Origin of the sequence: Bradyrhizobium stylosanthis, assembly GCF_001641335.1 — a bacterium.
Classification (GTDB): domain Bacteria; phylum Pseudomonadota; class Alphaproteobacteria; order Rhizobiales; family Xanthobacteraceae; genus Bradyrhizobium; species Bradyrhizobium stylosanthis.
The window spans coordinates 896,457-911,616 of record NZ_LVEM01000003.1 but is presented as its reverse complement, the minus strand read 5'-3'; the positions used below and the strand labels follow the sequence as shown (position 1 = coordinate 911,616).

Here is a 15,160-nt window from a genome sequence, read left to right as displayed (position 1 = left end):
CCCTCCGCGGAAGGACTCTGGATTGCTTCGTTTCGCTCGCAATGACGGCCTGGGCCGACGGTCGTCGCCTATCCCTTCACCTCCGCCGCGGCCTGTGCCTTCGGCTTCTTCTTCGACGCGCGCCAGTTCTCGAAGCGTTGCACTACCACGAAGAAGGCCGGCACGAACAGCACCGCGAGGCAGGTCGAGGCCAGCATGCCCGAGAACACGGTGATGCCGATCGACTTGCGCGCGCTTGCGCCGGCGCCGGTCGCGAGCACCAGCGGCACCACGCCGAGGATGAAGGCGAACGACGTCATCAGGATCGGACGGAAGCGGGCGCGTGCCGCCTCGATGGCGGACTCCAGCACCGGCTTGCCGTCGCGATTGTGCAGCTCCAGCCCGACCTCGACGATCAGGATGGCGTTCTTGGCCGACAGCGCGATCAGGAGGATCAGGCCGATCTGGCAGTAGAGGTTGTTGTCGATCTTGAGGCCGTTGAGGACCAGCATCGGCCCGATCAGCGACAGCGGCACCGCGAGGATCACCGAGATCGGCGCGTACCAGCTTTCGTACTGGCCGGCGAGCACGAGATAGACCAGCAGCATGGCAAGTCCGAACACCCAGTAGATCTGGTTCGAGACCGCCTTCTCCTGGTACGACATCGCGGTCCATTCATAGCCGGTGCCCTGCGGCAGCGTCTTGTCCGCGATCTCCTCCATCAGCTTGAGCGACTGGCCGGACGAGTAGCCCTGCGCCGGCAGGCCGATGATGGTCGAGGATGGATAGAGGTTGTAGAGGCTGATCAGCGACGGTCCGGTGGCCGGCGTGATCGTGGCGACGGTGCCGATCGGGATCATGTCGCCGTTCGAGTTGCGCACCTGCATGTTGGCGATGTCGCGCTCGGTGACGCGGAAGGCGGGATCGGCCTGCGTGTAGACCTGGAACACGCGGCCGAACTTGTTGAACTGGTTGACATAGGACGAGCCGAGATAGGTCGACAGCGCCGAGAACACCTGGTCGGTGGTGACGTGCAGCGTCTGGGTCTTGATACGATCGATCTCGACGTTGAACTGCGGCACCGACGAGCGGAACGATGACTGCACGCGCTGCAGCGCGCTCTGACTCTGGCCGTTACTGACCATCGCCCCGGTGATCGCCTGCAGCTTGGCGAAATCGCTGTTGCCGTCGCGCAGCTCGACCTGCATCGAGAAGCCGGCAGCGTTGCCGATACCCTGGATCGGCGGCGGCGGCAGCACGATGGTGCGCGCCTCCATGATCACCGCGAGCTTGTCGTTGAGGCCGTAGACCAGCGAGCGCAGATCCTCGCCGGGTCCTTTGCGCGCGTCCCAGTCCTTCAGGATGATGTAGGCAACGCCGGCATTGGCAAGGCTCGCGCTGCTGTCGAGCGCGGAGATGCCGGCGATGGTGATGACCTGCTGGACGCCGGGCGTCTCCTTGATGATCTCGCTGGCGCGGTCGAGCACCTTCTGGGTCCGCTCCAGCGCAGCGCCGTCGGGGAGCTGGATGGCGGCGATCAGATAGCCCTGGTCCTCGATCGGCAGGAAGCCGGTCGGCACCCGCGACAGGCCGTAGCCGCCGATCCCGATCAGCACGAGGGCAATCGCGACCGACACGGTGGCGTGCCTGACCAGGAAGGTGATCAGCCGCGTATAGCCGCGCTCGACCCGGTTATAGACGTTGTTGAAGCCGCGGTAGAAGAAGTTGCGCTGTTCCGGCGGCACCGTCGGCCGCAGCCACAATGCGCATTGCGTCGGCTTCAACGTCGCCGCGTTGATGGCGGACAAGAGCGCGGTCGCCGCGATCACCAGCGCGAACTGCGAATAGATGCGCCCTGTCAGGCCGGCGAGGAACGAGGCCGGCAGGAACACCGAGATCAGCACCAGCGTGATGCCGACGATCGGCGCGAACAGCTGGTCCATCGCCCTGATCGCGGCGTCGTGGCCGTTCATTCCCTGCTCGATATTGTGCGCAGCGCCTTCCACCACCACGATGGCGTCGTCGACGACGATGCCGATCGCGAGCACGATCGCGAACAGCGTCGACATGTTGATGGTGAAGCCGAGCGCCGCCATCGCGGCGAAGGCGCCGATGATGGTGACGGGCACGGTCGTCGCCGGCACCAGCATCGCACGCCAGTCCTGCAGGAAGACCAGGATCACGACCAGCACCAGCAGGCCGGCCTCGATCAGCGTCATGTAGACCTCGTGCACCGAGGCCTCGACGAATTTGGTGGTGTCGAACGGCGTGTCGTATTTGATGCCTTCGGGGAAGCGCTTGGCGAGCTCCGCCATCTTCTTCTCGACGGCCTGCTCGACCTGCAGCGCGTTGGCGCCGGGCGACTGGAATACGCCGATGCCGGTGGCGGGCTGCTTGTTGAGCGAGAAGATCTGGCTGTAGGTCTGCGCGCCGAGCTCGACCCAGCCGACGTCGCGCACCCGCGTGACGTCGCCGCTGGTCCCTGTCTTGACGATGATGTTTTCGAACTGGCCGGTGTCGTCGAGCCGTCCGTTGACGTTGAGCGTGTACTGGAACGCCTGGCCCGGCGGCGTCGGCGGCGCGCCGACCTGACCGGCCGAGACTTGCTGGCTCTGCTGCTGGATCGCGTTGATGACGTCCTGTGGCACGAGCCCGCGCGCCTGCAGCTTGCTCGGATCGAGCCACACCCGCATCGAATACTGGCCGGCGCCGAACACCGTGACGTTGCCGACGCCGGGCAGGCGCGAGAGCTCGTCGCGGATGTTGATGGTGGCGTAGTTGCTCAGGAAAAGACTGTCGTACCTCTTGTCCGGCGAGGTCAGCGTCACGAACAGCAGGATCGAGGTCGATTTCTTCTGGACGGTGACGCCCTGGTTCTGCACCGACTGCGGCAATTGCGAGAGCGCGCTGGAGACGCGGTTCTGCACCAGCACCTGCGCGAAGTTCAAATCGGTGCCGATCTTGAAGGTGACGGTCAGCGTGTAGGTGCCGTCGGAGCCGCTGTAGGACTGCATGTAGAGCATGTCCTCGACGCCGTTGACCTGCTGCTCGATCGGCAGGGCAACCGTGTCGATCACGGTCTTGGCGCTGGCGCCGGGATAGCGCGTGGTGACCTGCACCGTCGGCGGCACCACGTCGGGATATTGCGCGACCGCGAGGTTGAACAGCGCGACGCCGCCGATCAGGATCATCAGCAGTGCGATGACGTTCGAGAGGACCGGCCGCTCGATGAAGAACTTTGAGATCATGGCCGGCGGCTCCTACTTGGCAGACGCCTGGGACTGCTCGATCTTCGTCACCTGCGGGTCGATCTTCTGCCCGGGGATCACCCGCAGCAGCCCCGCGATCACGACGCGGTCGTCCGGCTTGAGGCCGCTTTCGATCACGCGCAGGCCGTTGTCGGTCGGGCCGATCTGCACCTTGCGCTGCTCGACGACGTTGTCGGCATTGACGACGAGGAGATAGCGGCCGCCCTGGTCGCTGCCGAGCGCGGTGTCGGGGACGAGGAGGGCGTTCTTGTCCTGGTCGAAGGGCACGCGGACGCGAACGAAATAGCCGGGCAGCAGCGTTCGCTTGTCGTTGGGGATGACGCCGCGCACCGCGAGCGTGCCCGTCGATGTGTTGAGGGTCGGCGAGACGTAGTCGAGGTGGCCTTCGTGCGGATATCCAGTCTCGGTCTGGAGGCCCACATGGACGGGCAATTGCTTGAGGTCGGCGACGGTCAGCCCGCGGCGGGCCGCCTCGGCGCGAATGCGAAGGACGTCCTGCTCGTTGACGGTGAAGTTCACCCAGATCGGGTCCAGCGCGACGATGGTCGCGAGCTGGGTCGGGGAGGAGACGCCGACGAGCTCGCCGATCGACACCAGATGCGCGCTGACGATGCCGTCGAACGGGGCTGCCACCTTGGTGTAGCCGTAATTGACCTCGGCAAGCCTCGTGTTGACCTGGGCCTGCTGCAGGTTGGCCTGCGCGTTGTCGCGGGTCGAGGTCGAGGTGTCGAGGGTGGACTGCGAGACCGCCTGGCGCTGCACCAGCTCGACCTGCCGCTTGAAATCGGCTTCGGCCTGCTTGACCGTGGCCTGCGCGCCGGCCTCGGCCGCCTGAGCCTGCTCGAGCTTGAGCTTGTAGGTGTCGGGCTCGATCGTGAAGAGCTGGGTGCCCTGCTTGACGAAGGTGCCGTCCTGATAGTCGATCGATTGCAGGAAGCCCTGCACGCGCGCCACGAGGTCGACATTCTTGATCGGCGCGGTGTTGCCGGTGGCCTCGACATAGCGCGTCACCGCCCGCTGCACCGGCGTGGCCACGTCAACCTTGGGCGGCGGCGGCGCCACGAAGGTGTTCTTGTCCTCGCAGCCGGCGAGCGCGATCACCGCGGTCGCGGCGGCAAGCGCCCGTCCGGCATGCCTCCACGCTCCATTGCGATGTGCCGGAGATGCAGGATTCGCTGACGTCATTCGGAGGCCCCCGATGATTGGCTGTCGGTGCGGCAGGCTACCAACAAACGCCCGGTCGTGGAACACCATACGCATGGCACTCTCTTGGCGGTTGCCGGCCTTGCACTGCAAACCGCGCTGTGGCCTTTGACAGGTTTGTCATGACAAAATCGCTTTTCACCGGGCGCACGATCGACCAGAATTGTGTCAAGTGTCACGTGACTGCGCGTGAGACGGCGCGTGAGACGGAAGAGACCACAAGAAGAAAAGCGAGGAGAACATGACATGCGAACGTTGCTCCAATCGGCCCTTGCCGGCCTCGTTCTCGCAGCGGCGGTCGCCATGCCCGCGCTAGCCGATGGCCTGAAGGACGAGATCGCGCCGACCGGCAAGCTGCGCGTCGCGATCGCAATCAGCCCCGCCGGCGGCGCGTTCTGGTCCACCAAGACGGAAGCAGGCTATGCCGGCGTGCCGGTCGACCTCGGCAAGGAGATGGCCGCGCAGCTCGGCGTGCCCGTCGAATATGTCGTGCACCAGAATTCCGGTCAGATCACCGATGCCGCCGGCAAGGGCGCTCTTGAGAAAGGTGCTTGGGACGTTACCTGGCTTCCGAAGGATCCCGAGCGCGAGACCAGGATGCTGTTCGGCCCGATCTACGAGGTCGCGGACGCAACCTACATCGTCAAACCCGGCTCGGCCGTCACCAATTTCGCCACGCTGGACCAGCCCGGCGTCAAGGTCGCGGCCGTCAACGCCACCACCACCATGCGCGGCGCCGTCGCGCACCTGAAGCAGGCGAAGGTCACGGGCTATCAGACCTATGACGAGATCTTCGGCCTGCTGAAGAATGGCGAGATCGACGCCTTCGCGCTGTCGCGCGACCAGCTCAACAAGATGGCGCAGAAGATCCCCGGGACAAAAGTGCTCGACGAGACCTTCAAGAAGACGGTGACCGCCGTCGCCGTCCCGCTCGGCCACAACCAGGCGCTGACCTTCGTCACCAAGTTCATGAACGAAGCGGTGACCAACGGCACGTTGCGCAAGGCCTATGACAACAACGGCCTGAAGGACACGCCGATCCGCACCGAATAGGGCAGGCGGCGCAGCGAGGCTGCGCCGCCTTGCGCCTCATGGCTCCGCGGTGCGAATGCCCGCGGGGCTGACCTGCAGCTTGAGGGTGGAGGTCTTGGTCAGCGCCTTGCCGTCGAACGAGAACGCGATCAGCTCGTTCTCGACCATGCACTGCGCCACGACGTGCTTGGAGTCCTTCGACCACACCATGCCCTGGCACCAATGGCCGATCTTGGCTTCCGCCACCGGCGCGAGCTCGGTGCCCGAGATCCTGTAGACCTTGAGCAGGCCGAAATCGTTGAAGAAGGGCGAGGCCGTCGGCTTGTTCGAGCCGTTCATGACGGTGACAGCGACATGGTTGCCGTCCGGCGACATCTTCACCGCTTCCGGCGTCTGGCCGACACTCACCGTCGAGACGACGCGGACCGGTTTTGCGGTCATGTCGATCAGGCTGATCGTGTCGTTGTCTCCCGTGCCGGCGCCGACATTGCCGACGACGGCCGCGGCGCTGCCGGTGAGGTCGATGTCGTAGGGGCGGATGCCCGCGGTGAGGTCGCGCTTGGCGTATTCGACCTTGCTACCGTCCACGGTGAGGAGCGAGATCTTGCTGTCGCCGTCGCGGGTGACCAGCGCGGTCGCGCCATCGCGGGAAAAGACCGCGTGGCTCGGGCCGGACTTGGCGTCGCCGAGCTGGATCTTTCCGCCCGGCGTCAGTGTGGTCCCGTTGATGGTGAAGACCGAGACCGTGCCCTCGCTGCGATTGGCGACCAGCGCCAGCGTGCCCGCGCGGTTGATCGAGACACCGGCCGCGCCCGCGCCGGCCTGAAGCGTCGCGAGCACTTTTGGCGGTGAGGACTTCAGGTCGATGACCGAGAGCTTGTCGTCAGGCACCGTCTTGGTCGCATCCGCCGGATCGATCTTCATCGCGCCCGTGACCAGCGCAAACGAACCATCGGGTGCAATTGCCACGCTCGGCGGCGGGCCGACGACACTGGCAGGCGCCGCCACCTCGCCAAGCAGTTTCAGCGTGCCGTCGGTGAGATCGATGACGCTGACCGTGTCCGGCAGCGGCTGCTTGCGGACCACGGCATTGCCGTTCTCCAAAGCCATCTTGCCGTCATTGGCGGTGACGACGATCTCGGCATGGGCGGCGAAGCCAGCGAGGCCAACCAGCGAAGTTGTGACCAGAGCTGACGCGGCAAGGCGCGTGCGCCTGCGAAAAGCGGCTTCCATGTTTTCCCCCTGAGGCTTTGTTCTTGTCGGGCCAAGCTAAATGCAACCGGGCGCATCAGGCAACAATCCAGGCGCGATCATTTTTGCCTTGGCCCGGGGAATAAAGCGGCGCGCGGTGGCTGAGCGTGGCGCAGTGGGCGGCATTGCAAAGATCAGGTCTCGACCACTGCGCAACGTGTTGCCTGCGTCAAACTGACACAGGCCTGTCATTCGCGGTGTTTAGAAGATTTCTGATCGTAAACATCCTCATTCTTCGGGGCGTCACAAAAATGAAATCGAAACTACTGACGACGGCTGCGATTGTCGCGGCCGCGAGCGCGCTCGCCTGCACTCTTCCCGTCCTCGCGGACGATTTCGGCCGGGACCGCGATCACGGCCATGATCGGGATGATCATCACCGTCATCCGCATGACATTCATACGGAAACGCCGATCAAGCATCTCGTGATCATCTTCAACGAGAACCGCTCGTTCGACCATTATTTCGCGACCTATCCGAACGCGGCCAATCCGTCCGGCGCGATCCCGTTCGTGCCGAAGCCGCATACGCCGAAGGTCAACAACCTCGCCAACGCCAATCTGCTGGTGAACAACCCGAACAGCAATCCGGCCAACGGCACCGGCGCGACCGACCCGTTCCGTCTCGACCGCACCCAGGCCAACACGCGCTCCCAGAACCATTCCTACACGCCGGAGCAGCAGGCCGTGGACAACGGCAAGGACGACCTGTTTCCGAAGTACACCGGCCGCGGTACCGCCGGGGGCGCCGGTGCGTTCGGCACCAACGGCCAGGTCATGGGCTATTTCGACGGCAACACCGTCACGGCCCTGTGGAACTACGCCCAGCACTTTGCCATGAGCGACAACAACTGGACGGACACGTTCGGCCCGTCGACGCCGGGCGTGCTCGAGGTGGTCGCCGCACAGACCAATGGCGTGCAGAACGTCGTCGGCACGTCATCGTCGATCGCCGACGGCCAGGGCGGCCTGACGCTGATCGGCGACACCGACCCCGGCCACGACGCCTGCTCGAGCACCACCAGCACGATGCTGATGGGCGGCAAGAACATCGGCAATTTGCTCACCGACGAGCATATCAGCTGGGGCAGCTTCATGGGCGGCTTCGACCTGACGCTCAAGAATGCCAACGGCACCACCGGCTGCGCGCGCAGTACGTTCTCGAGCAACGTCAACAGCACCGTGGTCGACTACACCCCGCACCACGCCTTCTTCCAGTATCACGCGTCCACGGCGAACCCGACCCATGCGCGGCCGAGCTCGGTCCATGCGATCGGCCATACCCATGATCTCAACGGCAAGGTCGACCCGGCCAACCACAATTACGACCTCGAAGACCTCTATGCCGCGATCAAGGCCGGCAATTTCCCGGCCGTCTCCTACGTCAAGATGCCGGCCTACCAGGACGGTCATGCCGGCAACTCCGACCCGCTCGACGAGCAGGCCGGCAATGTCGAGCTGATCAATTTCCTGCAGAAGCAGCCGGAATGGCGCGAGACCGCCGTCATCATCACCTATGACGACTCCGACGGCTGGTACGATCATCAGTACGTCGCGCCGAAGAACGCCTCGTATGATGCGACCGCCGATCAGATCAACGGCGCCGGCCTGTGCGGCCTCGGTCCGAACAAGCAGCCCGCGCCGAAGGGCCTGTCCGGCCAGCCGGTGAACGGCCGCTGCGGTCCGGGCACGCGCGTTCCGCTGATCGTGGTCTCGCCCTACGCCAGGACCAATTACGTCAGCCACACCTACACCACGCAGGCGTCGGTGGTCCGCTTCATCGAGGACAACTGGCTGCACGGCAAGCGTCTGGGCGGCGGCGCGTTCGATGCCGGCGCCGGATCGATCATGGACCTGTTCGACTTCGATCACGACCACAGCCACGACCTCCGGGCCGATGCGCTGTTCCTCGATCCGACCTCCGGCACGGTGATGACCAGCCCGCCCGACGAGCATCACCACCACTAGGACATCAGTTCATATGAACAGCCGCACCATGTGGCTTCTCGGCGCCGGCCTGCTTTGTCTGGCCGGCGCCGTCTTTGCGGCCGAGACAAATCCGGCGGGCATGAACCCGAATCCGGTTCAGCTCAGACGTTCGCCCGTCGCCCCGCTGTCGGCGATGGCGCAGCTCGGCAAGGAGATTTTCTACGACGCCTCGCTGTCGTCGTCCGGGAAGCTGTCATGCGCGTCCTGCCACAGCCCCGATCACGCTTACGGCCCGCCCAATGACGGCCCGGTCATGCTCGGCGGCGCCGACCTGTCGCGTCAAGGCGCGCGCGCGGTGCCGTCGCTGACCTATCTGGACCGTCACCCGAATTTCAGCATCGGCCCCGACAAGGGCGACGACGACAACATCGTCGATCTCGCGCAGATGGCGGCGATCGGCCAGCAGGCCGCGCGCACGACCAAGACCGCGGGCGGCTCCGGCGCGTCTGCGAACATCGTGCCGCAGGGCGGCCTGTTCTGGGACGGCCGCGCCGACACGCTGCAGGACCAGGCGCTGTTTCCGCTGCTCGATCCCAACGAGATGGACGGCGGCAGCGCCGAGATCGTCGCCGACAAGCTGCGCCGCGCGCCCTATGCCGGCCGCTTCGTCGAGCTGTTCGGCGCCGGTGTGCTCAGGAATCAGCGGCTCCTGATTGCGGAGGCGATGTTTGCGGTCGCGCGTTATCAGGTCGAGGAGCCGAGCTTCCATCCCTACACCAGCAAGTACGATTACTGGCTCGAAGGCAAGGCGCGCCTCTCCGAGAGCGAGCTGCGCGGCCTGCAGGCGTTCAACGACCCTGACAAGGCCAATTGCGCGGGATGCCACACCTCGGCGCCGACGCGCGACGGCCTGCCGCCGCTGTTCACGGACCATCAGTACGAGGCGCTCGGCGCGCCGCGCAATGCCGCGCTCGTCGGCAATCGGGACCCCGGCTATTTCGATCTCGGCGTCTGCGGCCCGCAGCGCACCGACATTCCCGAGCAGACGCAATATTGCGGCATGTTCCTGACACCGACGCTGCGCAACACGGCAACCCGCCACGCCTTCTTCCACAACGGGGTCTTCAGCACGCTTCAGCAGGTGATGGATTTCTACAATTTCCGCGACACCAATCCGGACAAGGTCTTTCCGCGCGCCGCCGACGGCACGGTGCGGAAATACGACGACCTGCCGGCAAAATACCACGCCAATGTCGACGTCACCGATCCGCCGTTCGACCGCCACCCCGGCGACAAGCCGGCGATGACGGAGCAGGACGAGGCCGACATCATCGCCTTCCTGAAGACGCTGACGGATGGCTACAAGATAGAGAACTAGGGCGCCTTGATCTCCGCGTATTTCGCCATCGCCTTCTCGAATTTCCGGTTGAACAGCCACATCGCGGCAAGGATCTCGCGGAAGCTTGCCGAAGTGCGCGCCCGGTCGGCCTGGCCGAACGCGAAGATGCTGTTGTTGCGCAGGTGCTTCATGACCGTCGGGCTGGACACCCGGTAGTTCAGGAGATCGCCGGATTTGAGTGCGGACCTGGTCGGGGTCGGCACGATCTGGATCAGCTCGAACAGCTTCATCTGGTCGATCGGGTCGGGCAGCGTCTTCACGATCCCCGGGATCTCGCGGAAGAGATCCGCATGCGCGTTCATCAGTCCGTCGCGCACATTGGTCCAGTGATTGAACCGGTAATCGGTACCACGGGCGCGCGCCTCTTCCTTGTCGTCGCGCGCGTTCAGCTGCGGATCGAGCGCCGCGATCTCACCCTTGATGGCCTCCCATTTCCGGTGGCCGTTGCGGTCCTCGGAGGGGCCGGTCTGGAAGCTGCCCATATAAGTGTTCGAGCGTCCGTTGCGGACATTCTGCTTGCCGTTGGTTTCGGCAAAGAACAGCCCGAGGCTGATGCGGCCGGCGGCTTCGGCGTGTTGAGGCCCGAGCCCCTTGGCGCGGGCGATCGCAGCAGCGAGGTCGACGACGTCCTTGAACGGCGTCGGCGAGTTCTGCGCGCCGGCCGGCGGCGCCTCCATGATGTCGAACAGCCGCGCATATTCGTCGATCAGGGGCTCGATCGCGGCGTCGAAATAGGCCGGGGGAATCTCGAACTTGTTGGGCTTGCCGATCCGCGACGGCATCGCGTCGGTCAGGTCCTTGTAGCTGCTGATCACGGCGACGCGGGCGAGATAGAGCGCCTGTCCCGGCAGGTTCGGCAGCGGCTCCTTCGCCTCGATCTGGCGCCCTCGCTCGGCGAGGACCGACTTGAACTCGCCGAGCGCGCGCTCATAGGCCGCGAGCGCCTCGGATTGCTTCGGCGTCGGCGCGCCGCCCTGTGCGAAGGCGGGCGTCGTCACCAGGAAGGCAACGGTCGCGAAGGCCGCGGCGGCAAGTCGTCTCGATCCCATGGCTGGTTCCCGTCGATTCGATGGCCAGCGAGATCGTAAGCATCAGACGCGAGCAGCCGCAATTCTCCTCGTCACGCCGCCCGGTATTCCGGCGCCGTCGCCAGGAACTTGGCATAGGCGTCCGCGTCCGGCGGCTGGAAATGTCCGGCGGGTCCGCCGCGCTTCCAGGGCATCGCGCCGATATCGGCCATCAGCTCGTCGAAATGGCGGTAGTGATAGGGCGCGACGCAGAGGCCGCCATAGACGCCTGCGGCCGGCCGCTCGACGCGCTTGAAGTGCAGCATCATCTCGATGTTGTCGCGCATCGCCTGCCCGGTGGGCTGCTTCGCGAGCTGGCCGTCGGCATAGCGCACCAGCCAGTTGGCGGCGAGGTCGGCGCAGAGCACGGTGCAGAACGAGGAGTTGAAGCCGACAAAGCCGAGCTCCGGCAGATCGGGGTTGGCGATCAGGCGATAGAGCCGGTATTGCCCGTCGGCATCGACCAGCTTCTGCTTGTAAGCTTCGGGGAGGAACGGCACGCCGAGCTTGTAGCCGATCGCGAGCACAGCGACGTCGGCCCCGATGCGCTCGCCGCCGCTCATCACGATGCTGTCGGCTTCGTAATGATCGAACGTGCCGAACACCGCCTTGATGCGGCCGTCGGCCACCATCTCGTAGAAGCCCGGCGTCGCGATCGGGACCGAGCAGTTGACGCCGTCCTCGATCCGCTCCTTCGGTACCATCTTGCACTTGTTGAGCTTGAGCTGCGCCTTCAGCAGGCTCTCCAGCCCGCGCCAGTTCGCCCAGATGAGCGGCGCGGCGAGACGAAGTGCGAGCCGCGCCATGGGGCTCGCCCCCCAGCCCGGAAACATCTCCTCCTGGGCACGGATGTAGAGGATGCGCTTGAAGTTCACGAGGCCGCCGATGAAATAGGGGATGCGCCAGACCGGCTCGCGCATCACGATGGTCACTTCGCGAGCGCCCGATTTCACCGCGTTCACGGCGATGTCGGTCGCCGATTTCGAGCCGCCGAGCACGACGACGCGGCGGCCTTTCGCCAGCATGGGATCACCGTATTTCGACGAATGCAGGATCTGTCCGCCCTGGTCGAGGAAGCTGCCTTCGCCGCGGCAGTGCAGCTCGCGCGGCTCGTTGAACTGCCCAGTGCAGACCGCGATGAAATCGAAATCCTCGTTCGTCGTCGCACCGTCCTTGCCCTTCAGCGCGAGCGTCCAGCCCGGCTTGCCGTCGGCGCGCCGCGCCATCCCCTCAACGCCGGTGTCGAGGCGCAGCATACGGTCGAGGCCAAAACTCTTCGCATAGTCGGCGAGATAGGCGTGGACCTGCGGCCCGGTCGGCCATTCCGGATAGGCGTCCGGCATGGCGCGGTCGGTGTAGCGGTAGAGATCCTTCGGGCTCTGGGTCTGCACCTCGGGATAGGAGCGCGCCGGCTCCCAGACGCCGCCGAGATCGCCGCTGCGCTCGACGATGGTGACGCGGTGCCCGCGGGCGAAGAACGCCTTTGCCGCGGCAAGGCCGGAGACGCCGGCGCCGATCACGCAGACATGTTTTGGGCTGACCATGGGATTGCTCGCAATCGATGTGTTTCGCGCAAGCGGCCGCGTTCGGCCGCAACGCGCGGCCGGCAGGGCCTGCAAGCAGATGAAAGTGGACGAGGGAGCGGCGTTAGTCGTTGGCCTCGGGCGGCAGGAAGTCGACCTCGTGAAGCGCCGAAATGCGCACCACTTCGGCGGGGTCGGTCAGATTGTGGAGCTGGTTGAACAGCGCCTCCAGCTTCTGCATCGGCGAGACCCAGAACAGTGCGCGGCACGGCTTGTCGGACTTGTTGAAATAGCCGTGCGGAATGCCGCGCGGCATGCGCACGAGGTCGCCGGCATGGGCCTTCACCCATTTGCCGTCGAGCTTGAGGTCGAGCGTGCCCTCCTGCACCAGGATGAACTCGTCCTGGGTCGGATGGATGTGCACCGGCACGAACTGGCCGGGATCGCTGTTGGTCTCGAACGCGAAGGTGGAATCGGTGACGGCCTTGGGGAAATAGACCTGACCCAGGATGTTCCAGGTCTTGCCGCCATAGCCCGTGCCGTTCGCGGTAATGCCTTTTTCGAGTGCAGTCATGGCTTGCTCCCTGATGGATTCCGGCGAGGACGGAGCTTCGGCCAGCCATGGGCCGCCTGTCTATCCGCTAAACGAATCCGGACGCGGCTGTTGCCGTGCAGCACGACGATTTTGCGCCTCGCCGCCCTTTTCGCGTTCGGGGAACTATTATAGGCTTAAAGCAATTCCGTGACGCGAAGCGTGGTCGACGATGTCCGCAGCCGTGCAGGAAATGAGCGCAGGGGCGTCCGCAGCCGAGCGGCTTGCGGATTTCGCCCGCGTCACCACCGACGACGTCGACGAGGCGGCCGAGCAGATCGGGCGCATCTTCTGCCCGCACGACCTCGCGCCGGTACGGCCGCGGGCGGCCGGTTTCTCCGCCCGGCACAATTGCGCGGCATTCCCGGGCTTTTCCATCAACTACGTCGCCTATGGCGGATCGGTCGGCATCGACCCCGGCTGCCTCGAGCGCTTCTTTCTGGTGCAGGTCCCGCTCAGCGGCGGCGCCCATATTCGTGCCGGCGCCCGTGAGTTCGAGGCCTCGCCAGGCCGGACGGCGTCGCTGCTGTCGCCGACCATCCCGACCCGGATGATGTGGAGCGATTGTGCGCAGGCGATTCTGCTGCTCGACCGCCGCATGGTGGAGCAGCGTGCCGCAGCGCTGGCGGGCAGGGCGGCCGGGCCGGTCGAGTTCGATCCTGCGATCGATCTGGACACGCCGGCCGGGCGCAGCCTGCAGGCCAGCCTCGCCGAGTTGATGCTGCTTGCCGAGCGCCTTGGTCCCTCCGGCCGCCTGTCGCCGCTCGCGATGGCCGATTGGCGCGAGGCGCTGCTCGACCTGCTTCTCAATGGCCAGCGCCATGACCAGTCGGATGCAATCCGGACGTTCTCGGGGCAGGCCGAGCGTCTGCCGCGCGCACTGCGCGCCGCGCGCGACCATCTCCAGGACAATGCCGGCGAGCCGCTCGATCTCGCGCAGCTCGCCTGCGCCTCCGGCATCGGCATCCGCGCGCTCCAGCTCGGCTTCCGCCGTCACTTCGGCCTGTCGATCTCGGAGATGCTGCTCGACATGCGCCTCGCCAGCCTGCAGGCGCGCCTCGCGCAGGCGGCTCCCGATGCGTCGATCACCGAGATCGCCTTCGATCTCGGCTTCACCCATCTCGGCCGCATGGCCGGCGCCTATCGTGAAAAGTTCGGCGAGACGCCGTCGGCGACACTGCGGCGACGGATGAGCTGACGGAGCAGGGGTGCGCGTGCTGATGCAACGCGCTAGCCGTGGGCAGAGAGATGCGGCCGTCGGAGCCGACGTAGCGCAATTCCTATGTTGTTGCTCGTCTCGCGCTGTCGTCAACGGGGACGGCTGGCGAGGAGAGTGTGGGTGATGCCAGTTTACCGAGCAGGTCGGCGTGTCTGCGCTTCAACTCGTGAAACGTATCAAGCACCTCGGTTTCGAAAGCCTCTGGCCAATTTACCTTCGAGTGCCAAGAGTACTCTACCTGTTGTTGCTTCCATCGGAGATGGTTGATCGCCCAAGAATTACAGTGATCAAGAAACAAAACGTAGCTGTCGGGAAATGTCGGACCCTCGATCAAATGGGTCTTGCGCATTAGCAGTACCTTAATTCGCTCGTTTCTTGGCAAGAAGTCTGACTCCGCCCAGAATAGCCATGTCTTGAGTTCGAGCGGCGAAAGAATATCATTGGCAGGGAATACATAGTCCCTGCCAAGACTTTCGAGCAGATCGGAAAATGTCCTGCGGCCTTCGTAAAGTTCGGCAGAAAGAGGACCATAGAGCTCTTCGAGCTGCCGCTCGACAAACCGAAACTGAGCTTCCGTCCTTCTGCGAAGCTCTTCGCGCTGCGAGGTTAGCTTGTCATTGGCGAACCAGCCAATCGCGGCTATGACAGCAGCAATCAGAGCAGGCCAAACCGCGCTCATGCCGTCTCCTGCAAACATG

Annotated in this window: 11 protein-coding genes; 4 read left to right on the top strand and 7 right to left on the bottom strand. The window is 65.0% G+C overall.

Annotated elements, in window-relative coordinates:
* Nucleotides 1–68 precede the first annotated feature (68 nt).
* Nucleotides 69–3,227, bottom strand: a complete 3,159-nt coding sequence (locus tag A7X65_RS24045; RefSeq protein WP_063689633.1) for an efflux RND transporter permease subunit — start codon at nt 3,225–3,227, stop codon at nt 69–71.
* A 12-nt stretch (nt 3,228–3,239) separates the two neighbouring features.
* Nucleotides 3,240–4,433: an efflux RND transporter periplasmic adaptor subunit gene (locus A7X65_RS24040; RefSeq protein WP_063689630.1), complete on the bottom strand. Its 1,194-nt coding sequence runs from the start codon at nt 4,431–4,433 to the stop codon at nt 3,240–3,242.
* Between the two features lie 264 nt (nt 4,434–4,697).
* On the opposite strand from A7X65_RS24040, the gene A7X65_RS24035 reads away from it, so the two are divergent.
* Nucleotides 4,698–5,504, top strand: coding sequence for an ABC transporter substrate-binding protein (locus A7X65_RS24035; protein ID WP_063689627.1), 807 nt, complete (start codon nt 4,698–4,700; stop codon nt 5,502–5,504).
* A 36-nt stretch (nt 5,505–5,540) separates the two neighbouring features.
* On the opposite strand, the gene A7X65_RS24030 is transcribed toward A7X65_RS24035, so the two are convergent.
* On the bottom strand, nt 5,541–6,716 hold the full coding sequence (locus tag A7X65_RS24030; RefSeq protein WP_063689624.1) for a YncE family protein: 1,176 nt from the start codon (nt 6,714–6,716) through the stop codon (nt 5,541–5,543).
* Between the two features lie 269 nt (nt 6,717–6,985).
* On the opposite strand from A7X65_RS24030, the gene A7X65_RS24025 reads away from it, so the two are divergent.
* Together A7X65_RS24025 and A7X65_RS24020 are read left to right on the top strand one after the other, a co-directional pair.
* Complete coding sequence (locus A7X65_RS24025; RefSeq protein WP_063689622.1) at nt 6,986–8,701, top strand: alkaline phosphatase family protein; 1,716 nt, start codon at nt 6,986–6,988, stop codon at nt 8,699–8,701.
* A gap of 13 nt (nt 8,702–8,714) precedes the next feature.
* Nucleotides 8,715–10,040, top strand: coding sequence for a cytochrome-c peroxidase (locus tag A7X65_RS24020; RefSeq protein WP_063689620.1), 1,326 nt, complete (start codon nt 8,715–8,717; stop codon nt 10,038–10,040).
* Here A7X65_RS24020 and A7X65_RS24015 read toward each other — a convergent pair.
* From A7X65_RS24015 to A7X65_RS24005, 3 genes are all read right to left on the bottom strand, one after another.
* On the bottom strand, nt 10,037–11,110 hold the full coding sequence (locus tag A7X65_RS24015) for a hypothetical protein (RefSeq protein WP_063689618.1): 1,074 nt from the start codon (nt 11,108–11,110) through the stop codon (nt 10,037–10,039). The two genes, A7X65_RS24020 and A7X65_RS24015, sit on opposite strands and share 4 nt — an antisense overlap.
* A gap of 71 nt (nt 11,111–11,181) precedes the next feature.
* Nucleotides 11,182–12,672 carry a flavin-containing monooxygenase gene (locus tag A7X65_RS24010; RefSeq protein ID WP_063689616.1) on the bottom strand — a complete coding sequence of 497 codons (1,491 nt, stop codon included), beginning with the start codon at nt 12,670–12,672 and terminating at the stop codon, nt 11,182–11,184.
* Nucleotides 12,673–12,775: 103 nt separating this feature from the next.
* A complete protein-coding gene (locus tag A7X65_RS24005) occupies nt 12,776–13,225 on the bottom strand; it encodes a cupin domain-containing protein (protein ID WP_063689614.1) in 450 nt (149 codons plus the stop codon).
* A 190-nt stretch (nt 13,226–13,415) separates the two neighbouring features.
* Here A7X65_RS24005 and A7X65_RS24000 point away from each other — a divergent pair, with 190 nt between their 5' ends.
* Nucleotides 13,416–14,441, top strand: coding sequence for an AraC family transcriptional regulator (locus tag A7X65_RS24000; protein ID WP_063689611.1), 1,026 nt, complete (start codon nt 13,416–13,418; stop codon nt 14,439–14,441).
* A gap of 82 nt (nt 14,442–14,523) precedes the next feature.
* Here A7X65_RS24000 and A7X65_RS23995 read toward each other — a convergent pair whose 3' ends face one another.
* On the bottom strand, nt 14,524–15,141 hold the full coding sequence (locus A7X65_RS23995; protein ID WP_186467541.1) for a hypothetical protein: 618 nt from the start codon (nt 15,139–15,141) through the stop codon (nt 14,524–14,526).
* Nucleotides 15,142–15,160 lie beyond the last annotated feature (19 nt).

Excerpts from the sequence above, each read along its gene's own strand:
- A7X65_RS24045 (WP_063689633.1), bottom strand. The coding sequence starts at position 3,227 with ATGATCTCAAAGTTCTTCATCGAGCGGCCGGTCCTCTCGAACGTCATC.
- A7X65_RS24040 (WP_063689630.1), bottom strand. The coding sequence starts at position 4,433 with ATGACGTCAGCGAATCCTGCATCTCCGGCACATCGCAATGGAGCGTGG.
- A7X65_RS24035 (WP_063689627.1), top strand. The coding sequence starts at position 4,698 with ATGCGAACGTTGCTCCAATCGGCCCTTGCCGGCCTCGTTCTCGCAGCG.
- A7X65_RS24030 (WP_063689624.1), bottom strand. The coding sequence starts at position 6,716 with ATGGAAGCCGCTTTTCGCAGGCGCACGCGCCTTGCCGCGTCAGCTCTG.
- A7X65_RS24025 (WP_063689622.1), top strand. The coding sequence starts at position 6,986 with ATGAAATCGAAACTACTGACGACGGCTGCGATTGTCGCGGCCGCGAGC.
- A7X65_RS24020 (WP_063689620.1), top strand. The coding sequence starts at position 8,715 with ATGAACAGCCGCACCATGTGGCTTCTCGGCGCCGGCCTGCTTTGTCTG.
- A7X65_RS24015 (WP_063689618.1), bottom strand. The coding sequence starts at position 11,110 with ATGGGATCGAGACGACTTGCCGCCGCGGCCTTCGCGACCGTTGCCTTC.
- A7X65_RS24010 (WP_063689616.1), bottom strand. The coding sequence starts at position 12,672 with ATGGTCAGCCCAAAACATGTCTGCGTGATCGGCGCCGGCGTCTCCGGC.
- A7X65_RS24005 (WP_063689614.1), bottom strand. The coding sequence starts at position 13,225 with ATGACTGCACTCGAAAAAGGCATTACCGCGAACGGCACGGGCTATGGC.
- A7X65_RS24000 (WP_063689611.1), top strand. The coding sequence starts at position 13,416 with ATGTCCGCAGCCGTGCAGGAAATGAGCGCAGGGGCGTCCGCAGCCGAG.
- A7X65_RS23995 (WP_186467541.1), bottom strand. The coding sequence starts at position 15,141 with ATGAGCGCGGTTTGGCCTGCTCTGATTGCTGCTGTCATAGCCGCGATT.